Origin of the sequence: Candidatus Spongiihabitans sp., assembly GCF_965247905.1 — a bacterium.
Taxonomy (GTDB): Bacteria; Pseudomonadota; Gammaproteobacteria; order Arenicellales; family Poriferihabitantaceae; genus Spongiihabitans.
The window spans coordinates 2228900-2254753 of the sequence record NZ_OZ252047.1 but is presented as its reverse complement, the minus strand read 5'-3'; the positions used below and the strand labels follow the sequence as shown (position 1 = coordinate 2254753).

26 protein-coding genes and 2 pseudogenes are annotated in these 25854 nt (G+C 51.2%); 19 read left to right on the top strand and 9 right to left on the bottom strand.

Annotated features, from left to right (window positions below; genetic code table 11):
- The first annotated feature begins 41 nt into the window (after positions 1–41).
- The 5 genes from ACP158_RS11725 (at position 42) to ACP158_RS11705 (ending at position 6200) form a co-directional block, all read left to right on the top strand.
- Positions 42–1679 carry a cell division protein ZipA C-terminal FtsZ-binding domain-containing protein gene (locus ACP158_RS11725; protein ID WP_424946304.1) on the top strand — a complete coding sequence of 546 codons (1638 nt, stop codon included), beginning with the start codon at positions 42–44 and terminating at the stop codon, positions 1677–1679.
- Positions 1680–1751: 72 nt separating this feature from the next.
- The gene (ligA, locus tag ACP158_RS11720; RefSeq protein WP_424946303.1) at positions 1752–3776 is read left to right on the top strand and encodes an NAD-dependent DNA ligase LigA; all 2025 of its coding nucleotides are present in this window, start codon (positions 1752–1754) and stop codon (positions 3774–3776) included.
- Positions 3739–4071, top strand: coding sequence for a glutaredoxin family protein (locus tag ACP158_RS11715; protein ID WP_424946302.1), 333 nt, complete (start codon positions 3739–3741; stop codon positions 4069–4071). Before ligA ends, ACP158_RS11715 begins: the two co-directional genes overlap by 38 nt.
- Positions 4072–4105: 34 nt before the next feature.
- On the top strand, positions 4106–5503 hold the full coding sequence (locus ACP158_RS11710; protein ID WP_424946301.1) for an FAD-binding oxidoreductase: 1398 nt from the start codon (positions 4106–4108) through the stop codon (positions 5501–5503).
- Positions 5487–6200: an alpha-ketoglutarate-dependent dioxygenase AlkB family protein gene (locus ACP158_RS11705; protein WP_424946300.1), complete on the top strand. Its 714-nt coding sequence runs from the start codon at positions 5487–5489 to the stop codon at positions 6198–6200. The genes ACP158_RS11710 and ACP158_RS11705 overlap by 17 nt, the downstream gene beginning before the upstream one ends.
- Before the next feature lie 69 nt (positions 6201–6269).
- Here the strand turns inward: ACP158_RS11705 and ACP158_RS11700 are convergent, their stop codons facing one another.
- A complete protein-coding gene (locus ACP158_RS11700; RefSeq protein WP_424946299.1) occupies positions 6270–6611 on the bottom strand; it encodes a hypothetical protein in 342 nt (113 codons plus the stop codon).
- Positions 6612–6836: 225 nt separating this feature from the next.
- On the opposite strand from ACP158_RS11700, the gene ACP158_RS11695 reads away from it, so the two are divergent.
- Positions 6837–7157, top strand: a complete 321-nt coding sequence (locus tag ACP158_RS11695) for a hypothetical protein (RefSeq protein WP_424946298.1) — start codon at positions 6837–6839, stop codon at positions 7155–7157.
- Here the strand turns inward: ACP158_RS11695 and ACP158_RS11690 are convergent.
- A complete protein-coding gene (locus ACP158_RS11690; protein WP_424946297.1) occupies positions 7141–7797 on the bottom strand; it encodes an IS1595 family transposase in 657 nt (218 codons plus the stop codon). The two genes, ACP158_RS11695 and ACP158_RS11690, sit on opposite strands and share 17 nt — an antisense overlap.
- A gap of 28 nt (positions 7798–7825) precedes the next feature.
- Between ACP158_RS11690 and ACP158_RS11685 the strand changes: the two genes are divergently transcribed.
- The 6 genes from ACP158_RS11685 (at position 7826) to ACP158_RS11660 (ending at position 14952) form a co-directional block, all read left to right on the top strand.
- Complete coding sequence (locus ACP158_RS11685) at positions 7826–7948, top strand: hypothetical protein (RefSeq protein WP_424946296.1); 123 nt, start codon at positions 7826–7828, stop codon at positions 7946–7948.
- Between the two features lie 140 nt (positions 7949–8088).
- Entirely contained in the window at positions 8089–9009 is a 921-nt protein-coding gene (locus ACP158_RS11680; protein ID WP_424948460.1) for an ABC transporter substrate-binding protein, read from the top strand.
- A 155-nt stretch (positions 9010–9164) separates the two neighbouring features.
- Positions 9165–10241 (top strand): quaternary amine ABC transporter ATP-binding protein, encoded by a 1077-nt coding sequence (locus ACP158_RS11675; RefSeq protein ID WP_424946295.1) that lies wholly within the window; start codon positions 9165–9167, stop codon positions 10239–10241.
- Positions 10238–12298, top strand: coding sequence for an ABC transporter permease (locus ACP158_RS11670; RefSeq protein ID WP_424946294.1), 2061 nt, complete (start codon positions 10238–10240; stop codon positions 12296–12298). Before ACP158_RS11675 ends, ACP158_RS11670 begins: the two co-directional genes overlap by 4 nt.
- A 13-nt stretch (positions 12299–12311) precedes the next feature.
- The gene (locus tag ACP158_RS11665; protein WP_424946293.1) at positions 12312–14693 is read left to right on the top strand and encodes a DUF1989 domain-containing protein; all 2382 of its coding nucleotides are present in this window, start codon (positions 12312–12314) and stop codon (positions 14691–14693) included.
- Positions 14694–14766: 73 nt separating this feature from the next.
- The gene (locus ACP158_RS11660; RefSeq protein ID WP_424946292.1) at positions 14767–14952 is read left to right on the top strand and encodes a hypothetical protein; all 186 of its coding nucleotides are present in this window, start codon (positions 14767–14769) and stop codon (positions 14950–14952) included.
- 17 nt (positions 14953–14969) lie between these two features.
- Here the strand turns inward: ACP158_RS11660 and ACP158_RS11655 are convergent, their stop codons facing one another.
- Both ACP158_RS11655 and ACP158_RS11650 read right to left on the bottom strand, forming a co-directional pair.
- Positions 14970–15137 carry a hypothetical protein gene (locus ACP158_RS11655; RefSeq protein WP_424946291.1) on the bottom strand — a complete coding sequence of 56 codons (168 nt, stop codon included), beginning with the start codon at positions 15135–15137 and terminating at the stop codon, positions 14970–14972.
- Complete coding sequence (locus ACP158_RS11650; protein WP_424946290.1) at positions 15104–15232, bottom strand: hypothetical protein; 129 nt, start codon at positions 15230–15232, stop codon at positions 15104–15106. The genes ACP158_RS11655 and ACP158_RS11650 overlap by 34 nt, the downstream gene beginning before the upstream one ends.
- Positions 15233–15277: 45 nt before the next feature.
- Between ACP158_RS11650 and ACP158_RS11645 the strand changes: the two genes are divergently transcribed.
- The 4 genes from ACP158_RS11645 to rimK all read left to right on the top strand — a co-directional run bounded on the left by ACP158_RS11645 (position 15278) and on the right by rimK (position 18515).
- A complete protein-coding gene (locus ACP158_RS11645; RefSeq protein WP_424946289.1) occupies positions 15278–15490 on the top strand; it encodes a hypothetical protein in 213 nt (70 codons plus the stop codon).
- Between the two features lie 180 nt (positions 15491–15670).
- Positions 15671–17011: an NAD(P)-binding domain-containing protein gene (locus ACP158_RS11640; protein ID WP_424946288.1), complete on the top strand. Its 1341-nt coding sequence runs from the start codon at positions 15671–15673 to the stop codon at positions 17009–17011.
- Entirely contained in the window at positions 17008–17511 is a 504-nt protein-coding gene (locus tag ACP158_RS11635; protein WP_424946287.1) for an ATP-dependent zinc protease, read from the top strand. Before ACP158_RS11640 ends, ACP158_RS11635 begins: the two co-directional genes overlap by 4 nt.
- 92 nt (positions 17512–17603) lie before the next feature.
- Positions 17604–18515: a 30S ribosomal protein S6--L-glutamate ligase gene (rimK, locus tag ACP158_RS11630; protein WP_424946286.1), complete on the top strand. Its 912-nt coding sequence runs from the start codon at positions 17604–17606 to the stop codon at positions 18513–18515.
- 148 nt (positions 18516–18663) lie between these two features.
- Here rimK and ACP158_RS11625 read toward each other — a convergent pair whose 3' ends face one another.
- The 4 genes and pseudogenes from ACP158_RS11625 to ACP158_RS11610 all read right to left on the bottom strand — a co-directional run.
- On the bottom strand, positions 18664–18885 hold the full coding sequence (locus ACP158_RS11625; protein ID WP_424946285.1) for a hypothetical protein: 222 nt from the start codon (positions 18883–18885) through the stop codon (positions 18664–18666).
- Positions 18886–19210: 325 nt separating this feature from the next.
- Positions 19211–20092, bottom strand: coding sequence for an ABC transporter permease (locus ACP158_RS11620; RefSeq protein WP_424946284.1), 882 nt, complete (start codon positions 20090–20092; stop codon positions 19211–19213).
- A pseudogene (locus tag ACP158_RS11615) lies at positions 20089–20403 on the bottom strand (ABC transporter permease subunit); the annotation flags it as partial. The gene ACP158_RS11620 and the pseudogene ACP158_RS11615, both read right to left, overlap by 4 nt.
- Before the next feature lie 87 nt (positions 20404–20490).
- Positions 20491–20568: pseudogene (locus ACP158_RS11610) on the bottom strand (hypothetical protein); the annotation flags it as partial.
- A gap of 385 nt (positions 20569–20953) precedes the next feature.
- Here ACP158_RS11610 and ACP158_RS11605 point away from each other — a divergent pair.
- The 3 genes from ACP158_RS11605 (at position 20954) to ACP158_RS11595 (ending at position 24261) form a co-directional block, all read left to right on the top strand.
- Positions 20954–21562 carry a YjbE family putative metal transport protein gene (locus tag ACP158_RS11605; RefSeq protein ID WP_424946283.1) on the top strand — a complete coding sequence of 203 codons (609 nt, stop codon included), beginning with the start codon at positions 20954–20956 and terminating at the stop codon, positions 21560–21562.
- 462 nt (positions 21563–22024) lie between these two features.
- Positions 22025–23506, top strand: coding sequence for an aminotransferase class V-fold PLP-dependent enzyme (locus ACP158_RS11600; RefSeq protein WP_424946282.1), 1482 nt, complete (start codon positions 22025–22027; stop codon positions 23504–23506).
- 104 nt (positions 23507–23610) lie between these two features.
- Positions 23611–24261: an IS1595 family transposase gene (locus tag ACP158_RS11595; RefSeq protein ID WP_424946281.1), complete on the top strand. Its 651-nt coding sequence runs from the start codon at positions 23611–23613 to the stop codon at positions 24259–24261.
- 155 nt (positions 24262–24416) lie between these two features.
- On the opposite strand, the gene ACP158_RS11590 is transcribed toward ACP158_RS11595, so the two are convergent.
- Complete coding sequence (locus ACP158_RS11590; protein ID WP_424946280.1) at positions 24417–25538, bottom strand: anthranilate phosphoribosyltransferase; 1122 nt, start codon at positions 25536–25538, stop codon at positions 24417–24419.
- Positions 25539–25854: the final 316 nt, after the last annotated feature.

Here is a 25854-nt window from a genome sequence, read left to right as displayed (position 1 = left end):
GGTGTCACATGAATAAATCAGATCGAGTTTGAGGAGCTACTATGAGTCTGCAGATTGCGTTAATCGCCACTGGCGTCATTCTCATCATTGCCATTTATGTTATTTCGATATGGCTGGACCGGGGGCGGGGCGGATTGAAACTCGGGAAATTCGGGAAATCCGGGAAATCCGAATCAAACCAAGACGGCATGGATGATTACGGCACGGATGATATTCCGGTGCTTGATGATCAAGTGCATGATAGTTCGTCGTCCGGCGATGAACTTGAGCAAGATTCGGCTGGCGCGCGCCAGCACGCTGAATCCCAGCGGATTAAATCAGCGCACGACACGCATCAACAAGAAATGGAGAATCCACACATTGAGCATAAAGCGCCGGATGACGCTGAGGACATGGCCGAAGATGAGGTCGTTGAAAATGCTGCCGAGGAAGAGCGCGCCCGGCCCGACACCCTCAAACCACCGGGAGATAAGCCGGGAGATAAGCCGGGAGATGAGCCGGGAGATGAGCCGGGAGATGAGCCGGGAGATGAGCCGGGAGATGAGCCGGGAGATGAGCCGGGAGATGAGCCGGAAGATAAGCCGGGAGATAAAATTGAACCACAATCCACATCCTATTCCGACGGCATTTATTCCATCCAAATTCCGAAACGGCCGGGTGATTCAGGGTTGACAGACCGACCGGAGTTGACAGATTTAACCGATGACTCGGCGGCACCGGAGCACGGTTTGGACACTGACGATGAACCGTATCAGAGCGCCGAACCGCAAACAGAATCCGCCGCCACGAACGCGGTCAAGTCGGATTCTTCCGGCAACTATCGCTATCCCAATATTAACGGGTTTGAAAAGGTCAGCCAGATAGATTATTGGGTAAAACTACAGGGCGAGCGTGATGTGGGTCGCGAGTCGGTATTAGCGCAATACCGTGAGGCCAAGTCGGCGCTGACTAAGCATAGCCGCATACTCGGTCTTAAAATACCTAAAAAGAACTGGTGTGATTTGGAAAAGGAATCCGAGGACGCTCGTTTTGGCGATATCATCGTGACCATTCAATTAGCGGATCAAAAAGGCCCGGTTAGCGAAACCGAACTCGCTGAATTTTCAAAATTGGTTGCGAATTTGTCCGCAGGCATTGGTCGGAGCTTTGCATTTATGGCGCCTCTTGAAAGCGCATTGCAACAAGCCAATGCTATCTCAGATTTTGTGCACTATTATGAGTCTATATTTGTGGTCAATGTCAAGCCGCAGCATACAGACTATTTAGATGGCGACGCTATCAATCGGTGCGCGACACAACTTGGCTTGGAGCGCAGCGAAAATAATTACTTCGTGCGCAATAAAACAATCGGTAAAACGAAAGTGTGCTTGTACAGCTTGGCCAATATGAGTGATTCTGGAGAATTCGACTTTGATAATTTAAGCGACTTTGCTGCGCGCGAGGTGCTGTTTTTTACCAAGCCGGCCGTGAATCGATCTCCGGGCGCTGTCTTTTCCGAAATGGTTGATACCGCGAAGGCATTTGCGGGGCGGGTAAAAGGCGTAGCCGTTGCCCCAAATCATGAAGATCTATCCGTGCAAGACATCGAGCAAATTCGTCTGTCCATTGAAAAGGTAGCGCGGGATATGGGGCGGCAGGGCATGGCGCCGGGAAGTGATGAGGCCATCAGAATTTTTTGACGCAGGTGTTTTGACATTGGCTTGCAGTCGCCGCGGCCGCGTTAATAAGCATTGCCCGAAATGATAAGTCAGATGGCGCCAAAAAATTTTCGGAAAATCGCCGCGTTGCGCGAGCAACTGGAATACCACAACCATCGTTACCATACGCTGGACGATCCGGAAATTTCCGATAGCGATTACGACCGGATGATGCGCGAGTTGGCGGCGCTCGAACGCGCCCACCCCGAATTTTCATCGGCGGATTCCCCGACGCAAAAAGTCGGCGGCGCCGCGCAAAAAACATTCTCTGAAGTGGTTCATTCAATCCCAATGCGCTCTTTAAGCAATGCCTTTGAGGAAGCGGAAATAATCAATTTTGATCGACGAGTGCGGGAGTTGGTGGCGTTGGATAAGGGCGAAGTGGACTATGTTGCCGAGCCAAAGCTGGATGGCTTGGCCGTTAGCCTGAGATTTGAAAAGGGCTGGTTGGTGCAGGCCGCGACCCGGGGAGACGGCAAAACCGGCGAGAACATCACCCATAACATGCGCCGCGTGCTCGGCGACGCGACTTGCTTGCGCCGCGCCGCTGCGACGTGGCCGACCACGTTGGAGGTGCGCGGCGAGGTGTTCATGCGCCGCGACGACTTCGTGGCGCTGAACGATCGCCAGCGCGCGCGCGGCGAAAAAACTTTCGTCAACCCGCGCAACGCCGCCGCCGGCAGTTTGCGCCAACTGGATCCGGCGGTCACCGCATCGCGCCCGCTCAGTATTTATTGCTATGCGCTGAGCGAGGTGGTCGGGGTGAAACTGCCCAATACGCATTTGGAGTCCTTGCGATGGATGAAGAGTTTGGGTTTACCGGTTACCAATCTGATGAAGCCGGTTAAAGGCATAAAAGGGTGTCTGGCCTATTATCAACAAATGTTGAATCAACGCGATGCCCTGCCATTTGATATTGATGGCGTGGTCTATAAGGTGTCGCGCATGGATTGGCAAAATAGTTTAGGGTTCACCGCCAAGGCGCCGCGTTGGGCGATGGCGCACAAATTTCCAGCGCAGGAAGAAATGACGCGGATTGATAACATCGAAATTCAGGTCGGGCGCACCGGCGCAATTACGCCAGTCGCGCGGCTTAAACCGGTATTCGTCGGCGGTGTTACCGTCTCCAATGCGACCTTGCACAATGGCGAGGAAATCCAGCGCTTGGATGTGCGCGTCGGCGACAGCGTCATCGTGCGCCGCGCCGGCGATGTTATTCCCGAAATCGTCTCGGTGAACAAAACCGAACGACGCCGTGGCGCGCGCAAATTCAAGTTCCCGAAAAAATGCCCGGTTTGCAAATCCCCGATCGTGTACGAAGGGGAGGGGGTTATTGCGCGCTGCAGCGGCGGCTTGTTTTGCGATGCGCAGAAAAAACAGAGCATCAAGCATTTTGCCAGTCGCAAGGCGATGGATATTGAAGGGCTGGGCGACAAAACCGTTGATCAACTGGTCAACGAAAAAATGATTGGCGATGTCGCGGATTTGTATACCTTGACCGCGGCGCGGATTGCCGGCTTGGAGAGAATGGCGGAAAAATCGGCCGCCAATCTATTTGCAGCCATCGAAAAAAGCAAGCACACCACACTGGCGAGATTTCTGTATGCGCTGGGGATTCCGCTGGTTGGCGAAACCACAGCGGAAACGTTGTCTGATAGTTTGTTGACTCTGCAAGGCGTCACGGACAATAGCGAACAACAACTTCAGAACATTCCTGATATAGGGCCAATGGTGGCGCGGAGCATCCGTACATTTTTCGAGCAGCCGCATAACCGCGAAGTGCTCGACAAATTATTGTCCGCCGGCGTGAAGTGGCCGAAGCCCGAAAAAGCGAAAATCACCAGGCACAGTATTTTTGCGGGAAAGACGGTGGTGCTGACCGGAACGCTGGGCATGTCCCGCTCCGAGGCAAAAAATTTATTGCAAGCACAAGGCGCGAAAGTCACCGGCAGCGTTTCCAGCAAAACCGATTATGTGATCGCCGGGGAAAACGCAGGCAGCAAAGCCGACAAGGCTGAGCAACTTGGCGTGGAAATTTTGGATGAACAGCAATTTTTACGGCAAGTCGATAAGGCGTGAATCGAAAATGAACACGGTCGAGATCATTTTTTATACCCGGCAAGATTGCCACTTGTGCGTCGATATGGCGTCAAAATTAAATGCGTTCATTGCACATCATTCAGATCTTGGAGAGCAAACAGCCGTTAACGTAGTTATGCGGGATATTGATGATCATTCGCAGTGGTATCAGCGTTATCGTGAATACGTTCCGGTGCTGGTGGTCAATGATGAAGAAGTGTGCCATTATTTTTTCGATGGCGATGAACTTATGCACGCCATTAAAGGCCAAAGCGACTCGTCGGTGAGATTATGAAAACCAGGCAGGAAATTAAAATGACCGCCGCAAAATGACTAACGCACAGAAAAAATTTAGCTATGATCCGACTCTGGAGGCATTGGCCGGGTTGTTCGGCGGCCGGCTGAAGACCGCGGAAGCGGTATGCGAGCAATATGGAAAAGATGAGTCTTTTCATCCGTCGGCGCCGCCGCATGCGGTCATTCAGCCGCAAAACGCAGCGGAAGTTCAGTCGATTATGAAAATATGCAATCGCCATAAAACGCCTGTTATTCCTCATGGTGCCGGCACTTCGCTGGAAGGCAGCATCGCCGCGCTGCGCGGCGGAATTTGTATAGACAGTGCGCTGATGAATTCCGTCCTTGCGGTTAATCACGGTGATTTTGACGCGCTGGTGCAGCCCGGGGTGACGCGGCGGCAGTTAAACCAGCACTTGAAAAACAGCGGGCTGTTCTTTCCCATCGACCCTGGCGCGGATGCATCTTTAGGCGGCATGGCCGCCACCCGCGCATCCGGAACCAATGCGGTTCGTTACGGCTCCATGCGCGAAAATGTGATCAATATCGAAGCGGTGCTGGCAGATGGTTCCCTCATTCAAACCGCAAAACGATCGCGCAAGTCGGCCGCCGGCTACGACCTGACCCGCCTGATGGTGGGCTCCGAGGGCACGCTTGGATTTTTCACCGCGCTCACGGTGAAGCTGTATCCGCTGCCCGAAGCCATCTCCGCGGCGGTGTGCACATTCGAGAGCATCGAAGGCGCGGTCAACACCGTTATCGAAATGATTCAGTATGGCATCCCGGTTGCGCGCGTGGAGTTGCTCGATGCGTTGACGCTGCAAGCCATTAATCGGTATTCCCAGACCGAATACACGGAAGCGCCGACGTTATTCTTTGAGTTTCATGGCAGCGAGCAGGGCGTGCAAGAGCAGGCTCGGCTGACCCAGGACATCGCCGACCAAAACCACGGTAGCCAGTTCAAATGGAGCAGCAATGACGAGCAACGCAATAAAATGTGGCGCGCCCGGCATGATGCCGCCTGGGCCTGTAAATCGCTTCGCCCAGACGGCCAAATTTGGTCGACCGATGTTTGCGTTCCCATTTCCCGTCTGGCCGAATGCATCAATCAAACGCGCAAAGATATCGAGCAGGCGAAAATTATCGCGCCCATTGTCGGCCATGTTGGCGACGGTAATTTTCATTTATTGCTGTTGGTTGATCATGAAAATAAAGACGAGATCGCGGCCGCGGAAACACTGCATCGCAGAATGGTGATGCGCGCATTGGAAATGGACGGCACCTGCACCGGCGAACATGGCATTGGATACGGCAAGATCGAATTCCTGAAACTCGAGCATGGCGAAGCGGTTCAACCTATGCGGTTGATCAAGCATGCATTAGACCCCAATAATATTTTGAATCCGGGAAAAATATTTGAGTGGCACGGATAACTTTGATGGCGATTTTGACGCCGGTAATTTCGACATCAATCATTTTCCTCGGGCAATTTCTGTTGTGCCAAACCAATGCGTATTGGTCAATAATTTTATCAGGAATTTTCTCGGGGATTTTCCTGCGCGCACGAAAAGCGACGACATGTTTGAGCGCATTTATAAAAAGGTGAAGTGGCGCCGACAATCCATAAAAATTTTTGGCAAGGCAGTCACGTCCCCGAGGTTGTGTGCCTGGCATGGCGACCAAGGGGCGGTCTATCGTTACTCTGGAACAATAAATAGACCGCTGCCGTGGATTGATGAATTGCTGGAAATTCGCGGCTTGATAGAAGCGTATACCCGGCAATCTTTCAACAGTGTGCTGCTCAATCTTTATCGAGACGGCAATGACAGCATGGGCCGCCACAGCGATGATGAGCCTGAGTTGGGCATTGCGCCGAACATTGCTTCGGTAAGTTTAGGCGCGACACGCCGATTCATTCTGCATCCGAATCCCACCAACAAGCAACCGCGCGTCACGGTAAATCTCACGCACGGATCGTTGCTGGTGATGCACGGAATGTCTCAGCGAAATTGGAAACATTCGCTGCCTAAAACCAGGCGAGCGACAGGGCCGAGAATAAACTTAACCTATCGATGGGTCAATCCGCTGTATAGGTCCACTCCCTTTGGCGCTGTGGTTGATGTTGGATGAGAAAGTTTAGCGGAGAGTGCAGGCATGACGGCGAAGAGGTAGCCTGGATTCCAGCTCTCAGGCCCGTCATTATCGGGCTTGACCCGATAATCCAGTGGAAAACCCAGCGGCGATAGCCGCTGACCTTGCCCGTCGGCGAGGCCGGCGCACGCCCTGGGCGTGTGGTGTGGGCAAATAATTGTTCCCGACATTATTGCCATGGATGGCATGGCCGATACTCGTTCCATACGGTATCGGCACTTCCGCCTTCCCTGGCGGTCGGCGGATTTTTGCTCCTGCAAAATCGGCACTTCCACCATCCCTGGCGGTCGGCGGATTTTTGCTCCTGCAAAATCGGCACTTCCACCATCCCTGGCGGTCGTATGCCGCGGGCGCGGGACGCGCAGGAGCGGCAATTTGCACTTCCGCCATCGGCGCGGTATCGCGATGACTGGATCGAGTTTCAGCCGTGAAATGCGCTTAGGTCTATAATTTCCTGATTTTTTATGCCATTTTTTAGTGTGGCGCCATGGGTAAGAAAGTAAAATAGCCTTGGAAAATAATCCTGGACAATAATCCTGTAAAATGATTCTGGAAAATGATTCTGGAAAATGATTCTGGAGAAAATAATTTTAAACAAACGCCAATACAAAAATTATGACTATAGACCTAAGTGCCGTAATTAAACTTCGTGAACCTGGACTGGGGCAGGAGTGGCTTGGCAAAGAGCGTTATGTGGTGCGTGCCGATGCGGTGGTCGCGCTGCCAATGCTGGCGGGAGATGAACTGGAAATAGTTGATCCTGAAGGCTTGCAGCCGGCCCAGGTGCTGGCGTTTGATGCTGCCGGCCAATCGGCAACCGCGCAACTCAGGGTTGCGCCAAATACAAATGGAGAAACCATCGCCCGGATGTTGGATAGCGACAGCCCGGTTGCGGCGAAAATAAGAAAGGGGCTGGCACCTAATAAATTTCTTTGAGCAGTTTTTTCAGGTCTGCCAGCAATTTGTTTGGAGCGCCTATATTAAACCGCCACTCGCATTCTTTCAAGAATAAATCGAAGTGTTGCCGCGGCACGCCGTTGAATCGGCGCAAGTGTCGTTTCGCCTGATTCCAAAAGTTCTCAATGCCGTTTATAGGGTTGCGAGCGCACGCGAACCGCTCGCTGTGATTGATCCGACAATGCCGGAAGCCAGCCACATCTAAAGCCTTGTAAGAACGCCAAGAGTCCGTGTAGACAACGCTGTCAAGCCTTATTTTCTGCCGTATCACGGGCATCAACGCACTCGCGCTGGCATCCAGCACGATCCGCGTATACACCTTCCCGCCGCGCTTTAAAATACCAAACACAACCCCCTTGCCGCCTGCTCCCCGACCGCGCTTGCCCTTGCGCGCGCCGCCAAAATAACTCTCGTCCAACTCCACCTCGCCGCCCAATTGCTCGCCCCGCTGGTGCTGTTTAAGCGCGATGCGCTCGTGCAGTCTGCGGAACAATCTTGTCGTCGTATTGCGATGGATTCCCGCCAAATCCGCGACCGTTCTCGCCGTGGCGTCCGCAACGAAGTATTTCATCAGATCTAGTTGCTTATTTTTGCTTAATTTACAATGCTTTAGATACATTTTCCAACACTAACATATAGAATGTTAGGTGCCAGCCCCAAAAAGAATTCATGGCATTGCAATTGAAACACCATTGATTCCTTATCTTGCTGAAGTGGATATGCAGGTAATCATGAATGATTTATCAGAAGAATATGGCTACGTGGTATAGAAATGGTGCTTTACAAACCTACAGATTACTATACCATAGCACTTCCATAATCGGTTGCGGTGATCATATCGTAGCAATTTCTAAAACACTAAACTGAGGAGAATTAAATGAAATTAGGTGAATCCAAATCAATCCGCGCAATGGTGCTCGCCGGATGTGTGTCACTGCTAGTAGCGACAGGTGTTGCTCGAGCGCAAGACAGTACTGCACCAATCGTTATCCCGATTCACAACTGGTCAAGTCAGATCGTTATGGCATATGTTATTGGCGGCATGTTCGAAAGCATGGGCAATAACGTTGAGTACGTTCCTGCTGACGCCCAGGCTGTTTACGAATCTATTCGTAACGGCGACGTAACCATTTCCCACGAAGTTTGGCAATCCACTTTCGGCAAGTCGTTTTACAACGCGATGGCCGCTGGCGGAGTCATCGATGCCGGTACCCATTCTGCAAGTACACTCGAAGAAATGGGTGTGCCAACCTGGGTTGTCGATGATGGACTTTGTCCTGGTCTTCCAAACTGGGAAGCGCTTAAAGACTGTAGTGCAAACTTCACGACCCCTGATTCAGAAGGCAAAGGCCGCTGGTTGGAAGGTCCACAAAGCTGGCACGGTGAACTTATGCCTGAACGTCTCGCAGCCCTTGGCCTCAGTGACAACTGGGTGGTTAAATTTGCCGGTGGTGCTGATGCACTGTGGGCTGAGTTAGCATCTGCAAAAAAAGAAGGTCGTGGTACTGTAATCTTTAACTGGACTCCAAACTTCACTGATGCTGATGGTTTCACCTTTATCGAATTTCCGCCTTACTTTGATGGCTGTCGAAAAGCCGATGGTGGCGACGGTAGTTGTGGATCACCTAAAGGCTGGTTGAAAAAAGCAGCGAACTACAAGTTCCCAAAAACCCATCCTGCGGCCTACACGGCCTTTTCCAAATTGGATTTTTCAACCACACAAATCGGTCAAATGGCTGCTTTAGTGGACACCGCCGGAATGGATCACAAAGACGCTGGTGCCAAGTGGTTGGCTGACAACGAAGACGTTTGGAAGGGTTGGACCCAATAAATCAGGCAAAGCATCGTAACTGATGTAATAAACTGATGTACTAAGGCCCCCATGGCGCAGTATTAAGCCAGGGGGCTTTTTTTTGGGATCAGAATATTTTTCACCCACAAAAATGTGGTAGTTTTATGCTGTAATAACAACATCAGAACCTAATTATGTCTTCAGAAACAGCAACTTCAGATTCAAACCAACCCGTTATCCGTTGTGATTCGGTTTACAAAATTTTCGGTGCCAATGCGAAAAGCATGTTGCAAGATTCAGGTGGTATGGTCGACGCAGCGAAATTTCAGGAGGCAGGTTGCATTGTCGGTGTTAACAATGCGTCGTTTGAGGTTCATGCCGGCGAACTTCTGATCATTATGGGTTTGTCCGGATCAGGGAAATCGACCCTGTTGCGTTGTATTTCAAGGTTAACCGATGCCACCGCCGGAAATATCTACATTGACGGTGAAGACATTTTGTCGATGAACAATAAGATTCTGATCGAATTGCGCCGCAGTAAAATGGGCATGGTGTTTCAGAGTTTTGCATTGTTACCCCATAAGACGGTACTGGAGAATATTGCCTTTCCTTTGCAGGTAAAAGGGGTAAGCACACAAGACAGTATTAAGCGTGCCAAAGAAATGGTAGATCTCGTGAGCTTAACCGGACGCGAAAACTATTTTCCACGAGAGCTTTCCGGTGGTCAGCAGCAGCGTGTAGGCATTGCCCGTTCCCTCGCCATCGAACCCGATATCTGGTTTCTCGACGAACCTTTTTCGGCCCTTGATCCGTTAATTCGCAAAGAAATGCAAGATGAGTTTTTGAGATTACAAAGTGTGCTCAGCAAAACCATCTTGTTCGTAACCCACGATTTCGATGAGGCTTTGCGACTGGCAGATCGTATCGCCATTATGAAGGATGGCATCATCGAACAACTGGATACGCCGGCAAATATTGTCTTGAACCCTGCCACCGAATATGTGCAAAAGTTCACCCAGGAAGTTCCTCGAGAAAAAGTATTAAAGATCGAGTCGGTTATGGATCCCTTCGATCCCAAAGAAGATGTTAACGATCTGCGAGTTTCTAAAGATGCCATCATCGAAACTGTGGCTGAATCCGTGCTGAACTCTGGAAAGCCGGTAACCGTTGTTGACGAGACTGGTGAAGTTGTTGGTGCCATACACGGCTCCAAAGTAGTCAACATACTCTTCGGTGGTCATACTAACCAGTCGGGCAAACAAGCATCATGATGGCCACATTCCAGCAACGTAAATTTTTGCAGTTTTTATTATTGCTGACGGTTTTTGCGTTGTTGTGTGTGGGTGTTTCTCCGTCCGAAGGGAACTTTTTATGGCGATTACCGCCGCTGATTGCAGAATTTCCAGGTTGGATAAACGATTCGACCAGGTTCATCATGTTTGAGTGGTGGCCAATCGAGGTTTACGACCCGGATATCGAAGAATTCGAAAATAGACCTTTGATGAAGGAATTTGCCCGTGTTTTTTCGGGAGTCATCTTGTTCCTAATCGAGTTTATTCGAGAAATATTCCTCGGTGGGGTCAAAACTATCGTTACCTTTAGCGGATGGGATTGGGCTACTGAAAATCAGTGGGCGCGCTGGCCCGCCTTACCATGGACAGTGATCGCTGGTGGCGTTGCGCTACTCGGCTATGTCTTAAGTGGTATTCGACTGGCTACATTCGTGGGATTTTCATTTGTTTATATCGCAGTATTTGGTCAGTGGGAACCATCAATGCAGACCCTTTCTTTTGTGTTGATCGCAGCCCCGGTTTCTGTTCTGTTGGGTCTGGCTTTGGGGATTTGGGCGTTCAGAAACAAAACGGTGGAATCCATACTGAATCCATTGCTCAATATGGCGCAAATCGTACCCGCCTTTTCTTATCTAATCCCGGTAACGGTATTTTTTGGCATTGGTGATCATGCAGGTGCCATTGCTACGATAATTTTTGCCACGCCACCTATGGTTCGCCTAACTGTGCTAGGGCTGAAAAAAGTTCCACCAGAGGTAACCGAAGCCGGGCTGATGAACGGGTGTACCAATCGGCAATTATTATTCAAGGTTCAGATCACCACAGCTCGACGGGATATCCTGATTGGAGTGAATCAGGTAATTATGCAATGCCTGGCCATGGTGGTCATCGCTTCGTTGATTGGCGCCAGAGGGCTCGGTAATAATTTATTAATTGCGTTAAATAGCTTACGAATTGGACTGGCGTTGGAATTAGGTGTTTGCATTGTGCTGATTGCCATCGTTCTTGACCGACTATCCCTTGCCTGGGCTAATTTACAGACAGACTATTTCGCAGATCTATCCTTTGTCCAAAGACGCAAGTTTTCAATAATTTTTGGAATAATTTTTATCGTCGGTGTAATTCTGGCTTATATTGGATCATTTATTTTCAGAGAAGGGTTTAACTATCTCTACCTGATTCCACATAACAAAGGCATTTCAACAGCGCAGTTTTGGCAGGCCGGAGTCGACTGGGTTTGGGATACGTTTTTCTATTCTCTTAAAGGATTCAATGAATGGCTAATCGTAGAAGTGCTGATTCCAGTGAAGCGGGCCTATCTGGCTATGCCAGTGGTTGCGACTTTTACATTAACAATGGGCGTCGGCTTTATCATTGGTGGAATCCGCTCCGCACTTATTATTGGTGGATTACTGTTGTTTATTGCATTTACCGAATGGTGGGATAGAGCTTTAATTACCTCGTATATTGTCACCATCAGTGTTTTGATATCTGGTTTTATTGGCATCGTGGTTGGCACAATATGTGCCCAGCATCCAACCAGCTCGCGTTTTATATTGGCTGTTTGCGATACCTTTCAGACATTTCCGTCGTTCATTTATCTGATTCCGGTGATCATGTTATTTGGGGTGACCGACACCTCGGTGTTGATTGCTATTGTTGTCTACGCCTCAGTTCCGGCCACACGCTATACCGTAGAAGGATTACTTAGTGTCCCCGAGTCTTTACAAGACGCTGGTTCAATGTCTGGTGTCAGCAGGGTGCAACGCTACCTGTCCATAGAATTGCCCATGTCATTTCCACATATTGCCTTAGGGATTAACCAAACTGTGGTTTTTGCCTTGGCTATGGTCATTATTGGAGCAATGATTGGAACTGACGACCTGGGGCAGTTAATTCTCGGTGCACTTTCAGATCGAAAAGGGATTGGTAACGGACTTGTACTGGGAGTATGTGTTGCATTTATCGGCCTTGCAGTGGACCAGGTCATTCGAACCTGGGCAAATCAGAGAAAAAAGGCACTTGGATTAGACTAGAAGGTTTAGCGTTATGACCATAGACATGAGTGCCGTAATTAAACTTCGTGAACCTGGACTGGGGCAGGAGTGGCTTGGCAAAGAGCGTTATGTGGTGCGTGCCGATGCGGTGGTCGCGCTGCCAATGCTGGCGGGAGATGAACTGGAAATAGTTGATCCTGAAGGCTTGCAGCCGGCCCAGGTGCTGGCGTTTGATGCTGCCGGCCAATCGGCAACCGCGCAACTCGGGGTTGCGCCAAATACAAATGGAGAAACCATCGCCCGGATGTTGGATAGCGACAGCCCGGTTGCGGCGAAAATAAGAAATAAACTGAAAACACTCTCGGTCAGTTTGCCGGCAGCGAAAGTGGCTGAAGTGTTATCTGGCGATACCGCGGCCGGATCAAGCATAACGTTAGTCAGCGAAGGCGAGTTGGTCTGCTTGGTGGGCGCGCCCAAGCCGCCGATGATAGCGCATGAACACATGTCCTCAACAGATTTATCCTTGGCCGATTTTCCCCCAACCGATTTAATTGCCTATATCACGCGCGCCAATCCCGGGTCGGTCATCGCCCATGAATTGCCCGACCCGCTGGCGGATGAACAACAAAGTTTCAGAATCGCTGCGGCAACCGCGCAAAGTTACGAAGTCAAAGCCGGGGAATATATCCAGGTGCTCGATATCGATGGTCGAGAGTGTTCGGATTTTCAGTGCTTTGACCAAGCCCAGTTGGATCAAGGTTTAATGCGCTATCTCAGCGCAACCACAACTCGGGCGTTAATCGGCTCGGCCTATCCTGGGCCCGGATTGTATTCAAAGTTTTATGATGTGGACTTCCAGCCGCTGCTGGAAATTGTTCAAGATACCTGCGGACGACACGACAGTTTCGGTTTGGCTTGCACCAGCAAGTACTATGACGATGCCGGCTATCCCGGCCACATAAATTGCTCAGATAATTTCAATCAGGCACTGGAATCGTACCCCATCGCGCCGCGCAAGGGATGGCAGGCGATGAATCTATTCTTTAATACTTTCTTTGATGATGCCTTTACATTTATATTTGATAATCCCTGGTCGCGGCCGGGCGACTACGTGTTGATGCGCGCAATGAAGGATTTGGTTTGTGTTTCATCGGCCTGCCCATGCGATATCGACCCTGCGAACGGGTGGGTGCCAACCGATATCCAGGTGCGAACCTATTCCGAAAAAAACTTGTTCAAGCGCGCAATCGCATTTAGAAAAACCACCGACGCGGAACCTGAAATGACAAAAGAAACCGGCTTTCACAGCAAAACCTCTCGGCTGACTCGCAACTTTATCGAATACAACGGTTATTGGCTGGCCAATAACTACACTAATTATGGTTGCACCGCCGAATACTGGGCGTGCCGCGAAGGGGTGATCATGACTGATCTCTCGCCATTGCGAAAATACGAAGTGGTCGGGCCGGATGCCGAAGTTTTGTTGCAAGCCTGCGTCACCCGCGACCTCAGAAAACTGTCAATCGGGCAGGTTGTCTATACCGCCATGTGTTACGAATCCGGCGGCATGATCGATGACGGCACCGTGTTCAAATTGGGCAAGAATAATTTTAGATGGATTGGCGGCAACGATGCCTCCGGGTTATGGATCAGGCAACAAGCTCAGGAAAAAAGCCTGAGCGCCTGGGTTAAGGATGCCACTTCCCAACTCCACAACTTGCAAATTCAAGGTCCGGAAAGCCTGAGCGTGTTGAAAAAAGTGATATGGACTCGGCCGGATCAAGCAACGATTGAGGAATTGAAATGGTTTCGTTTTTCCATTGCCCGAATAGGCGATGAATCCGGGCTACCTATTTTGGCGTCGCGCAGCGGATACACCGGCGAACAAGGCTATGAAATTTTTTGCCATCCGCGCGATGCCGCAGCGGTATGGGACGCGATTTGGCAGGCTGGGCAGGAATTTAACATTGCGCCATTGGGATTGGAGGCGTTGGACATGCTGCGCATCGAAGCCGGCCTGATTTTTGCCGGCGCCGAGTTTGACGACCAAACCGATCCTTTTGCAGTGGGCATCGGGTTTACCGTGCCGCTAAAATCAAAGCAAGATGATTTCATTGGCCGCAATGCGTTGCTTGGTCGCCAGCAAAATCCCCAGCAAAAACTGGTCGGGCTTGAACTCGCCGGCGAAGAGATTGGCGGCAATGGCGATGGGGTTTTTATCGGGCGCGAGCAAGTCGGCGTCATTACCAGCGGTGTGATTTCGCCTATATTGAGAAAGAATATTGCGCTGTGCAGGATGAAAGTTATTCACTCTGAAATTGGCGCTAAGGTGGAAATCGGAAAACTCGATGGCCACCAGAAACGCATCCCCGCCACCGTGGTGCCGTTCCCGCATTTCGATCCGAAGAAACAGCGGGTTCAGGGAAATTATTGATGGGGCGGTCCTGGATGACACCATTTAGGTGGGGGCGGTGAATCAATATTCAGGCCCAGGTTCACAAGTACCGATGTTTCCACCCTCTTTATTTTATTTTTTTTTGGATATACCCTGCAAAGTCGCACAAATCACCGGCGTCTCTGGCCCGGCGACCAGCCGATTGTATACTCAAATCAGACAACACATGGCCGGGCAATGCGAGCGTATGTGTTCACTAATTCATTGCCCGTTGTGTTCCTTTCCAGCGGTGTTTTAGCACCGCCCTCTCGGCCGTCATTCTCGCCGGCAGGCGGAAAGAATCGCCCTCCCTGCCGTCATTCCCGCCGCAGGCGGGAATCCAGTTAAATATCTGTCACGCGTAGCGTGACTCCTTTTGGCATCCGGCTTTGCCAGACACAAACCGGCGGCTACGCCGCAAATGAGTCCGACGCAGTCGGACACAAAGTCGGCGACTTCGCCGCCGAAATAAGGAGTTCGGCTACGCCGAACGGTTTAATAACTGGATTGCCCGGCCAATAATAATATGGGCCGGGCAATGACGGATTGGGATATAATGGTGAATCGGAAGGCGATGACTCCTTTTGGCAATCCGGCTTTGCCAGACACAAACCGGCGGCTACGCCGCAAATGAGTTCGGCTACGCCGAACGGTTTAATAACTGGATTGCCCGGAACAAGCCGGGCAATGACGACTCTTATTCGTCATTCTCGCCGCAGGCGGAAAAAATCGACGGGAGTGCCATGAATCGACTGGGCGCGAGCGAAGCGAGCCCGAAGGGCGCGTATCAGGGATGATACGCGCAAATCCAGTTAAAATATGTCGTCTGGCGTAGCCGGACTCCTTTGAAAGAGTGTGAGTTTCGCTTCAATATGCGCCACGAAAATGGGTGTCAATATCTGCTAAAATCTATCCGAAATCGACCGCTTAAAGTATCTTGAACCATTTTTAATGAGCATTTCCAAGTGGAGGAAAAAATGACAAGTGTTGCAATCATTGGCGCAGGCCCCTGTGGCACCGCGCAACTCCGTGCCTTCGCATCGGCGCGGAAAAATGGCGCCGAGATTCCGGAAATTGTCTGCTATGAAAAGCAGGCCGATTGGGGCGGGTTGTGGAACTATACCTGGCGCACCGGATTGGATGAATATGGCGAACCTGTTCATGGCAGCATGTATCGTTATTTGTGGTCGAATGGTCCGAAAGAATGTCTTGAGTTTGCCGACTACACCTTTGAGGAACACTTCGGGCGCGCCATCGCTTCTTATCCGCCGCGCGCGGTGTTGGCTGATTACATCAAGGGTCGAGTCGAAAATGCCGGGGTGCGCGATTGGGTGAAGTTCAGGACCGTGGTCAACGCTGTCAGTTATTCCGAAGCGACCGGATTGTTCACGGTAACCGTTAAGGACTTGCCAACAGACCAAACCACCGCGCGGGAATTCGATTATGTCGTGGTCGCCACCGGGCATTTCTCCACGCCGAATGTGCCGCACTTCGACGGCTTCGATACATTCAACGGTCGCGTTTTGCATGCCCATGATTTCCGCGATGCGCGTGAATTCAAGGGCCAGGATATTTTGATTATCGGCACCAGTTACTCGGCCGAGGACATCGGTTCACAGTGCCATAAATACGGTTGCAAGTCGGTCACCGTGAGCTACCGAACCGCGCCGATGGGATTTCACTGGCCGGATAGCTGGCAGGAGTTGCCATTGCTAACCAAGGTGGTGAACAACACCGTGCATTTCAAGGATGGCTCGGCTAAACAAGTGGATGCCATAATTTTATGTACCGGCTATTTGCATCATTTCCCATTCATGCCCGACTCGCTGCGGTTGGTCACAACAAATCGCCTGTGGCCTTCGGATTTATATAAAGGTGTGGTCTGGGAAAAAAATCCGAAAGTCATGTATCTGGGTATGCAGGATCAGTTTTATACCTTTAACATGTTCGATGCCCAGGCCTGGTATGCCCGCGATGTGATCATGGGCAAAATCACGCTACCATCTTATCAGGGCATGACTGAGCATGGCGCAAAGTGGCGCGCCCGCGAAGAAAAACTGCAAGACGACGAGCAGATGATCTGGTTCCAGGGCGACTACACCAAGGAGTTAATTGACGCAACCGACTACCCGACTTTCGATGTGGAAGGGGTCAATAAAACATTCATGCAGTGGGAGCGCCACAAACATGACGATATCATGGGCTTTCGCAATAACGCCTATCCATCGCTGATGACCGGTAATAAGCAACCGCTGCATCACACGCCGTGGTTGGAGGCGATGGACGACTCCATGGAAAGTTATTTGCAAGAATCATGACCTTGCCAGGCGACAAATCCGCCAGCGGACAAACCCGGAAGACGCCAGCGCCTGATCAGAAGAAAATAATCGGCTGGCGTGAGTGGGTCGGGCTGCCCGATCTCGGCATAGACAACATCAAGGCAAAAATTGACACCGGCGCACGCACCTCAACGATGGATGCCGAGGGTTATGAATTGATAGAAGAGGATGGAATTATCCTGGCGCGGTTTCAGGTGACTTTCGGCAACCGCAATAAATTGAAAGCAAAAGTTTGCCGCGCAAGAGTGGTTGAAAATAGAAAGGTTACCAATTCCGGCGGGCAGGTCGAGGAACGCATCGTCATATTGAGTCATATCAAAATCGGCCCGCTAATAAAAGAAATTGAAATTACGTTGACACAGCGCAAGAACATGAAATTCAGAATGCTGCTCGGCCGAACCGCAATCAGCGAAGATTTTCTGGTGGATGCCGCACGCTCCTATTTGACCGGGCGCAAACAAAAGCGCGCCGATAATTGATAAAGCAAATCCCGCTATACAAAATTTCCATATCAAATTTCCATACAACATTTCCATATAAAGTTCTTGGCCGTGGCGAATTATGAAAAATTATGAAAATCGCAATACTCTCTCGTAATCGAAATCTATACTCAACCCGAAGACTGGTTGAAGCGGCAGAGTTGCGCGGCCATAGCATGCAAGTATTAGACCACCTGCGCTGCTTTATGGATATCACTTCCGACAATCCAACCCTCCACTACGGCACTGTCGAATTCAGCCGCAATGATTTCGACGCGGTCATACCCAGAATCGGCGCATCGGTGACCTATTACGGCACCGCCATCGTGCGTCAGTTCGAGATGATGAATATTTATAGCGTCAACGAATCGGTGGCCATCACCCGCTCGCGCGACAAACTGCGCTCGCTACAACTGCTGTCGAGAAAAGGCATCGGCATGCCGATCACGGCATTTGCGCATTCAAGCAAGGACATTGACGGCATCATAAAGGAAGTTGGCGGTGCGCCATTGGTGATAAAACTGCTGGAAGGCACTCAGGGAAAGGGTGTGGTTTTAGCGGAAACTAAAAAGGCGGCGGAAAGCGTTATTCAGGCTTTTATGAAACTGAACGCGGATATTCTGGTGCAAGAATACATAAAAGAAGCGGGGGGAAGTGATATTCGTTGTTTGGTCGTGGGCGAAAAAGTAATTGCGGCTATGCAGCGTCAGGGGCCGCCAGGGGAGTTTCGCTCCAATTTGCATCGCGGCGGAAAAGCCAGCCTGGTCAAACTCACCCCTGCGGAAAGAAAAACCGCGGCGCGGGCTGCGAAAGTGATGGGATTGAATGTTTGTGGCGTTGATTTGCTGCGTTCAGACAATGGCCCATTGGTCATGGAGGTGAACTCATCTCCCGGATTACAGGGGATCGAAATGGCCACGGGCAAGGATGTCGCTGGCATGATTATCGGGTTCATAGAAAAAAACGCCAAGTCAAAGAGAAACCGCACCCGCGGGTCGGGCTAAGCCTGAATTAGGTTAGCCCCTATTTCGTTGTCAACGATCAAATCATAACCCGGCGAAAAATATAATCGGGCGGAATTTAATCGAGGAGACTAAATTCACCCTCGCCGATTTTATTTTGTCTTGGTTTATCCATAGCTACTTTGGCAAGTCATGGTTGCGTCCGATTCCGCACGCCCAGGTCATGCGCCTCCTGCTCCCCTTTCCGCCTAAGAGTCTGGGTCAAGCCACACGATTTTGTGCGCCGCGCCATTGTTTTGGGGTTTGCGTTTCTGGGCACACTGCATCCCCTAAACAGCTCGCGCGGATTAACCTTCGGATCAAGGTAGTCATTAGCAATCATACCGTGACGCGATGGCGTGGACCCTGTCACCAAGGATGGCAGATTGACATAAGTTTCAGTCGGATAGCTACGCGATGATTACAAAAAGTCACGCCTTCCTGACCATATTGGCACAGCCTGGGCATCAATTCCTGCGTGATCATGTCTGGCCGCAGACCATCGAAACCTACAAGCAAAAATTTTATCGGGGTTGGAGGCGTTTTTTTATCCAACTTAAAGTTAATCGGCCACTCAAACACGAGCTTCGAATATATAAAATTGTACCATTTCGCTTGATCTAAGACTCTCGTGCTATTCCACGGTCAGCCGGAAGCGGGGCACTGGATCAAGCGCCTGACGAAAACGGCGTAAATCTTCAATTGCCCCGCAGGGTTGGATCAAGTGCGTCTCGAAGCCAGTCGCCAAGCAGGCTGAAGGCCAGGCTGGTCACGAAAATCACAAACGACGGCAATAAGACAATCCACCATGCGGTCAGCAAGTAGTCACGGCCGAACCCGACCATGTTACCCAGACTTGTCAGCGGTGGTTGGATGCCAAGACCAAGAAACGACAAAGATGTTTCCACCAGTATTGTTTCGGGGAAATTGAGGGTCATGTTGACGATGATCGCGCTGGCCACGTTGGGCAGAATGTGGCGAATGTAGATACGCGCCGGACTGGCGCCGAGAACGCGCACGGCAACCGCATAGCCTGTGGCACTCGCGGACATTGCCAGGCCACGGACAATGCGGGCATAGCGCTCCCACCCATAAATGCCCATCACCAGGACAAACAGCAGGAAGCTGTTCTCGAAAAATGCAAGCACCGCCAGAGCAAGAATAAGAAAAGGCAGGGCGGCCTGAAAATCGATCAGGATCATGATCAAATCGTCGACCCGGCCACGGAAATGGGCGGCGGCAAAGCCGAGCGAGGTTCCAAGTACCGCGCCGATGAAGGTCCCCATCAGGGCGACGAACAAACTGATGCGAATCGAGAAAATGATCCGTGACAGCATGTCGCGGCCCAGATCATCGGTCCCCAGCAAGTGGGACCACGAGCCGTTCTCTATCCAGATTGGCGGTCTCAACCGGTCCAACAGGTCCATGTGTTTATAGTCGTAAGGTGCAATTACGTCAGCCAGTACAGCCACCAGAATCATGAAGACGATCCATATAGCAGAGATCAGAATGGAAGGCGGCATGGCGGCCAGGTAATACCGCCACGATTTCTGAGTCGCGGCGTTGGCTTGTTCGTTCATTGGGAATCCCCGGTCCGGGTCCGCGGGTCCAGCCAGCCATAGGCGAGATCGACAAGCAGGTTGGTGACGACCATCGTTACACCCACCAGGATCACGATGCACTGGACGACCGCCAGGTCGCGGAGCTGCACGGAATTGACCAGGAGCTTGCCGATGCCGGGCCAGGCAAAAACGTTCTCGGTGATGACGGCAGCCGCAATCTGGCGACCGACATAGATTCCACCGACGGTAACGATGGGAATGGACGCATTTGGCAAGGCGTGGCGGCGAACGGCCGCACCCCACATCAAACCCTTCGCGCGGGCGGTGCGCCGCCGCACACGCCCCCGATTGGGGCCATTGCGGCGTATCTCCCGGCTGAGGGTGCTTTTGTTGACACCGATAATATCGGCGATGGCTTGTTGTGAATAGCCTTGCTTCAAGCCATTGGAAATCTGGTATCGTTGTTCACTGGTGAGGTGCGTGTAGCGTTTCATATGGCAACTCCTTATATTGATTCGGGAAAATCAAGATGCTACCGCATCTCACCTTTCCTTCATCGGTGAAGTTGCACTTAAGAGTTGAATTCAAGGTCAACCTGACCACTCCAGAGTGGTCAGGTCCATTGCCAGTAGACATCATCATTACCGACCACGCGATAGTTTGGATTTAATGACGCCGATGACGTATTATCAACAACTCATGCAGACCGCTTGATTTGTCTCATAGGTAGTGAACCCGAACACTTCACCACTCTGGCCTGCCATCTACTGTAAACTTCCTCATCCAAATCAACCTGAATGCCAAAGGCGGTGGACTTATGCATTACCTTGCTTTAACCGTCTCCAGAGGCTAAACGCTGAACTTTTTGAGACTATGTCCATGGAATTTACAGATCAAGTTGTCAAGTTAATACAAATTATATTCGTTGATCTGGTATTAGCCGGCGATAACGCCATAGTCATTGGGTTAGTTGCCGCAAAATTCAGCAAACACTACCGCCGAAAAGTGATTCTTTATGGCGTCGGCGTTGCCGTCATATTACGGATACTGTTTGCATTGGTAACGGTGCAAATTCTCGCCATCAAGGGGCTGCAACTCGTGGGCGGGTTGTTGCTGCTTTGGATTTGCTGGAAGTTGTGGCAAGACTTGCGGCATCCCCATACCCTCGAAAATGCGGGTAATTCCGATAACACATCGGAAGCGCAAAACCCACCCTTGTCATCGGCGATTTTCCAAATCGTTATGGCCGATGTTTCGATGTCGCTGGACAATGTCCTGGCGGTGGCGGGCATCGCGGACGGGCATAGCGGCATTCTGGTGATAGGCTTGGCATTGTCGGTCGCGTTTATGGCCATCGCGGCTTCCATTATCGCCGAGACCTTGCACAAGCATCGGTGGATCGGCTTCGTCGGCGTGGCCGTAATCCTGTATGTCGGCATCAAAATGATAGTTGACGGCTACCTGCAAGTATTCCCTCCCGCCTTATAAATTTGTTCTATTTGAAACATGAAAATCGGGCGGCTAATGGCCAATACACTATTACCCATTAAATGGCTCGCTAAATCCGAATGATATCTGCGACCAAAAATTTATAGCAGACACTAACGTGACATCTTGTGGCAATAGAGATACATTATCGCGCAAATATCGTTATTGTTTAATCAGGGGATGGCCATTGACAGAATTTGGAAACCGCTGTTTGCCACCGAAAAATAAACCCGGTGGTGCCATTGACTTTCCAAACGCACTTGTCGGGTGGTCGATGAAAACCGCATTGGGGAAACCGCATTGTCCCGGCAAGAAAACCTCGAGATTGAAGACGATCATTGGGAAACTATAAAGTCTATACGGGAATATTTTTCCAGACACGATGACCGGCAAGTTAATGTTCGGATTAAATACCGATTTTGACCTCCCCGCTCGCAATTTAAAACCATGAACAATGTGCAGATGAATGACAAAGCTAGGCTGCTGAAAAAACTTCGCGCCACCACCGTGGGCATCGACCTCGAATATCGGCTTGCTACCGGGCGGATGAGCCGTCGCATCTACTTGGACAGCACCGCCAGCACCTTGCAACTGGGCTTGGTTCGCGATGTCATTTCCAAGTATATGCCGTTTTACTCCAACACCCATACCAGCGCGCATTTTGGCGCCAAGTTGTCCGGCGTGGAGTTTGACTGGGCGCATAACACGGTGCTGTCGTTCGTTCACGCCGACCCGGAAACCCACACTGCGTTTTTTGTCGGTAGCGGCACCACCGGCGGCATCAACCGGATCGCCAGAACGTTACGCGAAAAACGCCCGCAGCGCAGAGTGGTCATCACCTCGATCATGGAGCATCATTCCAACGACCTGCCGCACCGACGCCATTTCGACCAAGTGGTGCATGTGCCGACCCAGGTTAATGGCCGCAATCTCGGTTGCATCGACCTTGCGCGAATCGAACAAGCGCTGCAAGAACACGGCGACCAGGTCAACTACATCGCCGTGACCGGCGTGTCCAATGTGACTGGCATCAAGAATCCTGTTTATGATATCGCCGAGTTGGCGCACCGATACCATACATTAATCTTGGTCGACGCCGCGCAAATGGCGGCGCATGTGCCAATCAAAATGAGCGGCCACGAGAACCCGGCGCGCGACCTCGACATGCTCGCTTTGTCCGGGCATAAAATGTATGCGCCGTCATCGCCCGGCGTCGTGATTACCCGCAAGGATTTATTCTCCGGGATAGATCCGGTGGAAGTTGGCGGCGGCATGGTCGATGATGTTCACATCAATCGCTACCTGACGACCGAGAAATTTCCCGATCGCGAAGAAGCGGGCACACCAAATATCGTGGGGGCGATCGCATTGGCGGCGGTCATGCACGCGCTGCAAACCCTCGGCATGGATTTTATCGACCAGGAAGAATCGCGTATTATTCGCCACGCCATCGACATGCTTGAGAACATGGATGACATCGTGGTGTACGGCAATACCGACGCCAATGCCGACCCCGGCAAAAGCAAGCGAATCGGGGCCTTGTCGTTTAATATCAAGGGTATGGATCATGCCTTAACGGCGGCGGTTCTAAACGACTACTTCAATATCTCGGTGCGCAACGCCTGTTTTTGCGCGCAGCCGTACGTGCGCGAGATGATCACCGACGAACTGGGCGAAATCGCCGACCACCTGACCAACGAAGAATTGGAAGCGCTGGCCGATTTGCACCGCGGCATGGTGCGCGCCAGCTTCGGCATTTACAACGACAGCGCCGATGTACAGGCATTGGCGGATGCGCTGCAAAATATTTGCGATGATCGGGAATTTTATGTGCGGCAATACGAAAAAAAGCCCGATGGCGATTATCGCCATAAAACTTTTAATTTTGACTGCGCCCCGCTATTTTCCGCAGCATCAGAAGTGGAGCGTTGGCTGGCGAGTTAGACCGAGAATCAAACTGGAGACTTTTGCCGGGCATTTCCATTAGCGCCGGTCAAATTTCTGTTTGGGGCTGTCCTAGATAACTAAATTTATCGTAGGATAGCGGAATGAGAAAGAGTCGTTTAAGCCAGTATAAACAAAATCGATTAATTGAGTTATTTGTGGCGGGTGCGACAGCCAGAACGGCCGCGTCGTTAGTGGGTATTAACAAGACGACTGCCAGTTATTATTTTCGCCGTCTTCGTGATCTGATTTATCGCAACGATGACAATGGCGGGTTGATGGCCGGCGAGATTGAGGTGGATGAAAGTTATTTTGGTGGAAAACGCAAAGGCAAGCGCGGTCGCGGGGCAAGTGGCAAGGCACCGGTATTTGGCTTGCTTAAACGAGATGGCAGGGTGTGTGCGGTGCCCATAGCCGATGCTCGGAGTAAAACCCTGATGCCGATTATTCGGCGCAAGGTGAAGCCGGACAGCGTGGTTTATTCCGATTCATTTCGCGGTTATAATGTGCTGGATGTATCTGAGTTTAAGCATCTGCGTATTAATCATAGCAAAATGTTTGCCGACGAGCAGAATCACATCAATGGCATTGAGAATTTTTGGAGCCAGGCGAAGCGGCAATTACGCAAGTTTAACGGGGTTCCGAGGGGTCATTTTCCGCTGTTTTTGAAGGAGTGTGAGTGGCGTTTTAACAACAGTGACCCGAAGTCTCAATTAAATCAATTGAAACAATGGGTTAGAAACGATATGGGTTAGTTATCTAGGACAGCCCCTTCTGTTTTATAACTAAAGCGATCGGGGCGACCTCGAGTAACTTGATATTCGATGATACGGTCATTGGTGGCATGTTGAACAACTAGCCCGATATAACCCTTCAGATAATGCCGCCACCGCTATCATCCTTATTCGGATTAACCGGCTTGAAAGCGCGCCAGCGCGTCTCCGCTGGCGATTGCTTTCCTGGCCCGCTGTGCGCCATCCGCCAAACTCGCCGCCAACCCGACATGCGCAAGCCCAATCGCCGCGCCATAAACCAAACTGTCGCGCATGGCGCCCGGCTTGTTTGCCAGCGCATCGCGACCGAGTTCCAGATTATGCGCCGCCACAGCATCAAGCGCTCGCGTCTTGCCAAAACCGGTTTGTTTCATTGCAGAAGCAAACCGATTCGGAATGGCAACCATGCGCGCATTTTGCTCAATGCCCAGTTCCCGCGGCGCCAGCCGGTGCAGTTTTACGCCGTCATCATCGCGGTCATTCCGATACGCGAAATATCGCGACACCTGACTCAGCGACGGGATGCACCCGCCTTCGACGCCGCGAATGATCATGGCCGAATCGAATCCGCAATGCTGTGCCAGCAGCGCGTAAATCGGCGGATACACCTTATGCACAAATCCCGTGAGCAGATGGGTTGCGCGCGCGCCAAACAACGGGCGCAATACGACTTCCAGCGTTGACAAGCAACTTCGCTTGACCATGGCATCGCGCAACTCGACCAGGTCGTGCAGACGCGGGATATAGTGTTTCTGGTCGAGATAGCACCAGCCCACCGCGGCATTGTCCAGGCAAGCCGCGCCGTCGCTTAAGTCCTGGTCCACATTTTTTCCGGCCGCGGCCAGAACCATGCGTGCCGTAATGCCATATTTTGGACCGACCGACTCAAGTCCATGGATATAGGTCGGCAAACCACATGCGGCAAACAGCGCCGGCAGAAAGGGCGTTGCGATCATGCCGCGCAGGCAGCCATTGAATGGGTCGGCCACGGCCAGAATTTCGGGCGATGCGGTTTGTTGCGTCCGCAACTGCGCCATCAAGGCATTTAAAATACCGATATTCTCCGCGTCGCTCTCGCGTTTCATGCGCAGCGCGATCAGAAATATGCCGGCCCGAACCGCATCAATTTCGCCATTGAGAATCATCGACATGCCATCTTCAGCCTGAGCCCGGTCAAGTGATTTGCTTAGTTCCGGTCCGGTCGCAACAAGTTGTAGATACGCCCGCATACGCGATTGTGGGTTGGCTATATCATTCATCGCTGGTAGCCGCTTGCAATGGTATGGAGGTCAAATAAAATGGTTCAAGATACTTTAAGCGGTGATTTCGGATAGATTTTAGCAGATATTGACACCTATTTTCGCGGCGCATATTGAAGCGAAACGCACACTCTTTCAAAGGGGTCCGGCTACGCCGGACGACATATTTTAACTGGATTCCCGCCTACGGCGAGAATGACGAATTAAAGAGTCGTCATTGCCCGGCCCATATTATTATTATTGGCCGGGCAATCCAGTTATTAAACCGTTCGGCGTAGCCGAACTCCTTATTATCGCGGCTTCGCCACTCTGGATT

What these genes read in the sequence shown, in the direction of transcription:
- ACP158_RS11725 (WP_424946304.1), top strand. Translation starts at nt 42, where the DNA reads ATGAGTCTGCAGATTGCGTTAATCGCCACTGGCGTCATTCTCATCATT.
- ligA (WP_424946303.1), top strand. Translation starts at nt 1,752, where the DNA reads ATGGCGCCAAAAAATTTTCGGAAAATCGCCGCGTTGCGCGAGCAACTG.
- ACP158_RS11715 (WP_424946302.1), top strand. Translation starts at nt 3,739, where the DNA reads ATGAACAGCAATTTTTACGGCAAGTCGATAAGGCGTGAATCGAAAATG.
- ACP158_RS11710 (WP_424946301.1), top strand. Translation starts at nt 4,106, where the DNA reads ATGACTAACGCACAGAAAAAATTTAGCTATGATCCGACTCTGGAGGCA.
- ACP158_RS11700 (WP_424946299.1), bottom strand. Translation starts at nt 6,611, where the DNA reads ATGGCGGAAGTGCAAATTGCCGCTCCTGCGCGTCCCGCGCCCGCGGCA.
- ACP158_RS11695 (WP_424946298.1), top strand. Translation starts at nt 6,837, where the DNA reads ATGACTATAGACCTAAGTGCCGTAATTAAACTTCGTGAACCTGGACTG.
- ACP158_RS11690 (WP_424946297.1), bottom strand. Translation starts at nt 7,797, where the DNA reads ATGTATCTAAAGCATTGTAAATTAAGCAAAAATAAGCAACTAGATCTG.
- ACP158_RS11680 (WP_424948460.1), top strand. Translation starts at nt 8,089, where the DNA reads ATGGTGCTCGCCGGATGTGTGTCACTGCTAGTAGCGACAGGTGTTGCT.
- ACP158_RS11675 (WP_424946295.1), top strand. Translation starts at nt 9,165, where the DNA reads ATGTCTTCAGAAACAGCAACTTCAGATTCAAACCAACCCGTTATCCGT.
- ACP158_RS11670 (WP_424946294.1), top strand. Translation starts at nt 10,238, where the DNA reads ATGATGGCCACATTCCAGCAACGTAAATTTTTGCAGTTTTTATTATTG.
- ACP158_RS11665 (WP_424946293.1), top strand. Translation starts at nt 12,312, where the DNA reads ATGACCATAGACATGAGTGCCGTAATTAAACTTCGTGAACCTGGACTG.
- ACP158_RS11660 (WP_424946292.1), top strand. Translation starts at nt 14,767, where the DNA reads ATGTTTCCACCCTCTTTATTTTATTTTTTTTTGGATATACCCTGCAAA.
- ACP158_RS11640 (WP_424946288.1), top strand. Translation starts at nt 15,671, where the DNA reads ATGACAAGTGTTGCAATCATTGGCGCAGGCCCCTGTGGCACCGCGCAA.
- ACP158_RS11635 (WP_424946287.1), top strand. Translation starts at nt 17,008, where the DNA reads ATGACCTTGCCAGGCGACAAATCCGCCAGCGGACAAACCCGGAAGACG.
- rimK (WP_424946286.1), top strand. Translation starts at nt 17,604, where the DNA reads ATGAAAATCGCAATACTCTCTCGTAATCGAAATCTATACTCAACCCGA.
- ACP158_RS11620 (WP_424946284.1), bottom strand. Translation starts at nt 20,092, where the DNA reads ATGAACGAACAAGCCAACGCCGCGACTCAGAAATCGTGGCGGTATTAC.
- ACP158_RS11605 (WP_424946283.1), top strand. Translation starts at nt 20,954, where the DNA reads ATGGAATTTACAGATCAAGTTGTCAAGTTAATACAAATTATATTCGTT.
- ACP158_RS11600 (WP_424946282.1), top strand. Translation starts at nt 22,025, where the DNA reads ATGAATGACAAAGCTAGGCTGCTGAAAAAACTTCGCGCCACCACCGTG.
- ACP158_RS11595 (WP_424946281.1), top strand. Translation starts at nt 23,611, where the DNA reads ATGAGAAAGAGTCGTTTAAGCCAGTATAAACAAAATCGATTAATTGAG.
- ACP158_RS11590 (WP_424946280.1), bottom strand. Translation starts at nt 25,538, where the DNA reads ATGAATGATATAGCCAACCCACAATCGCGTATGCGGGCGTATCTACAA.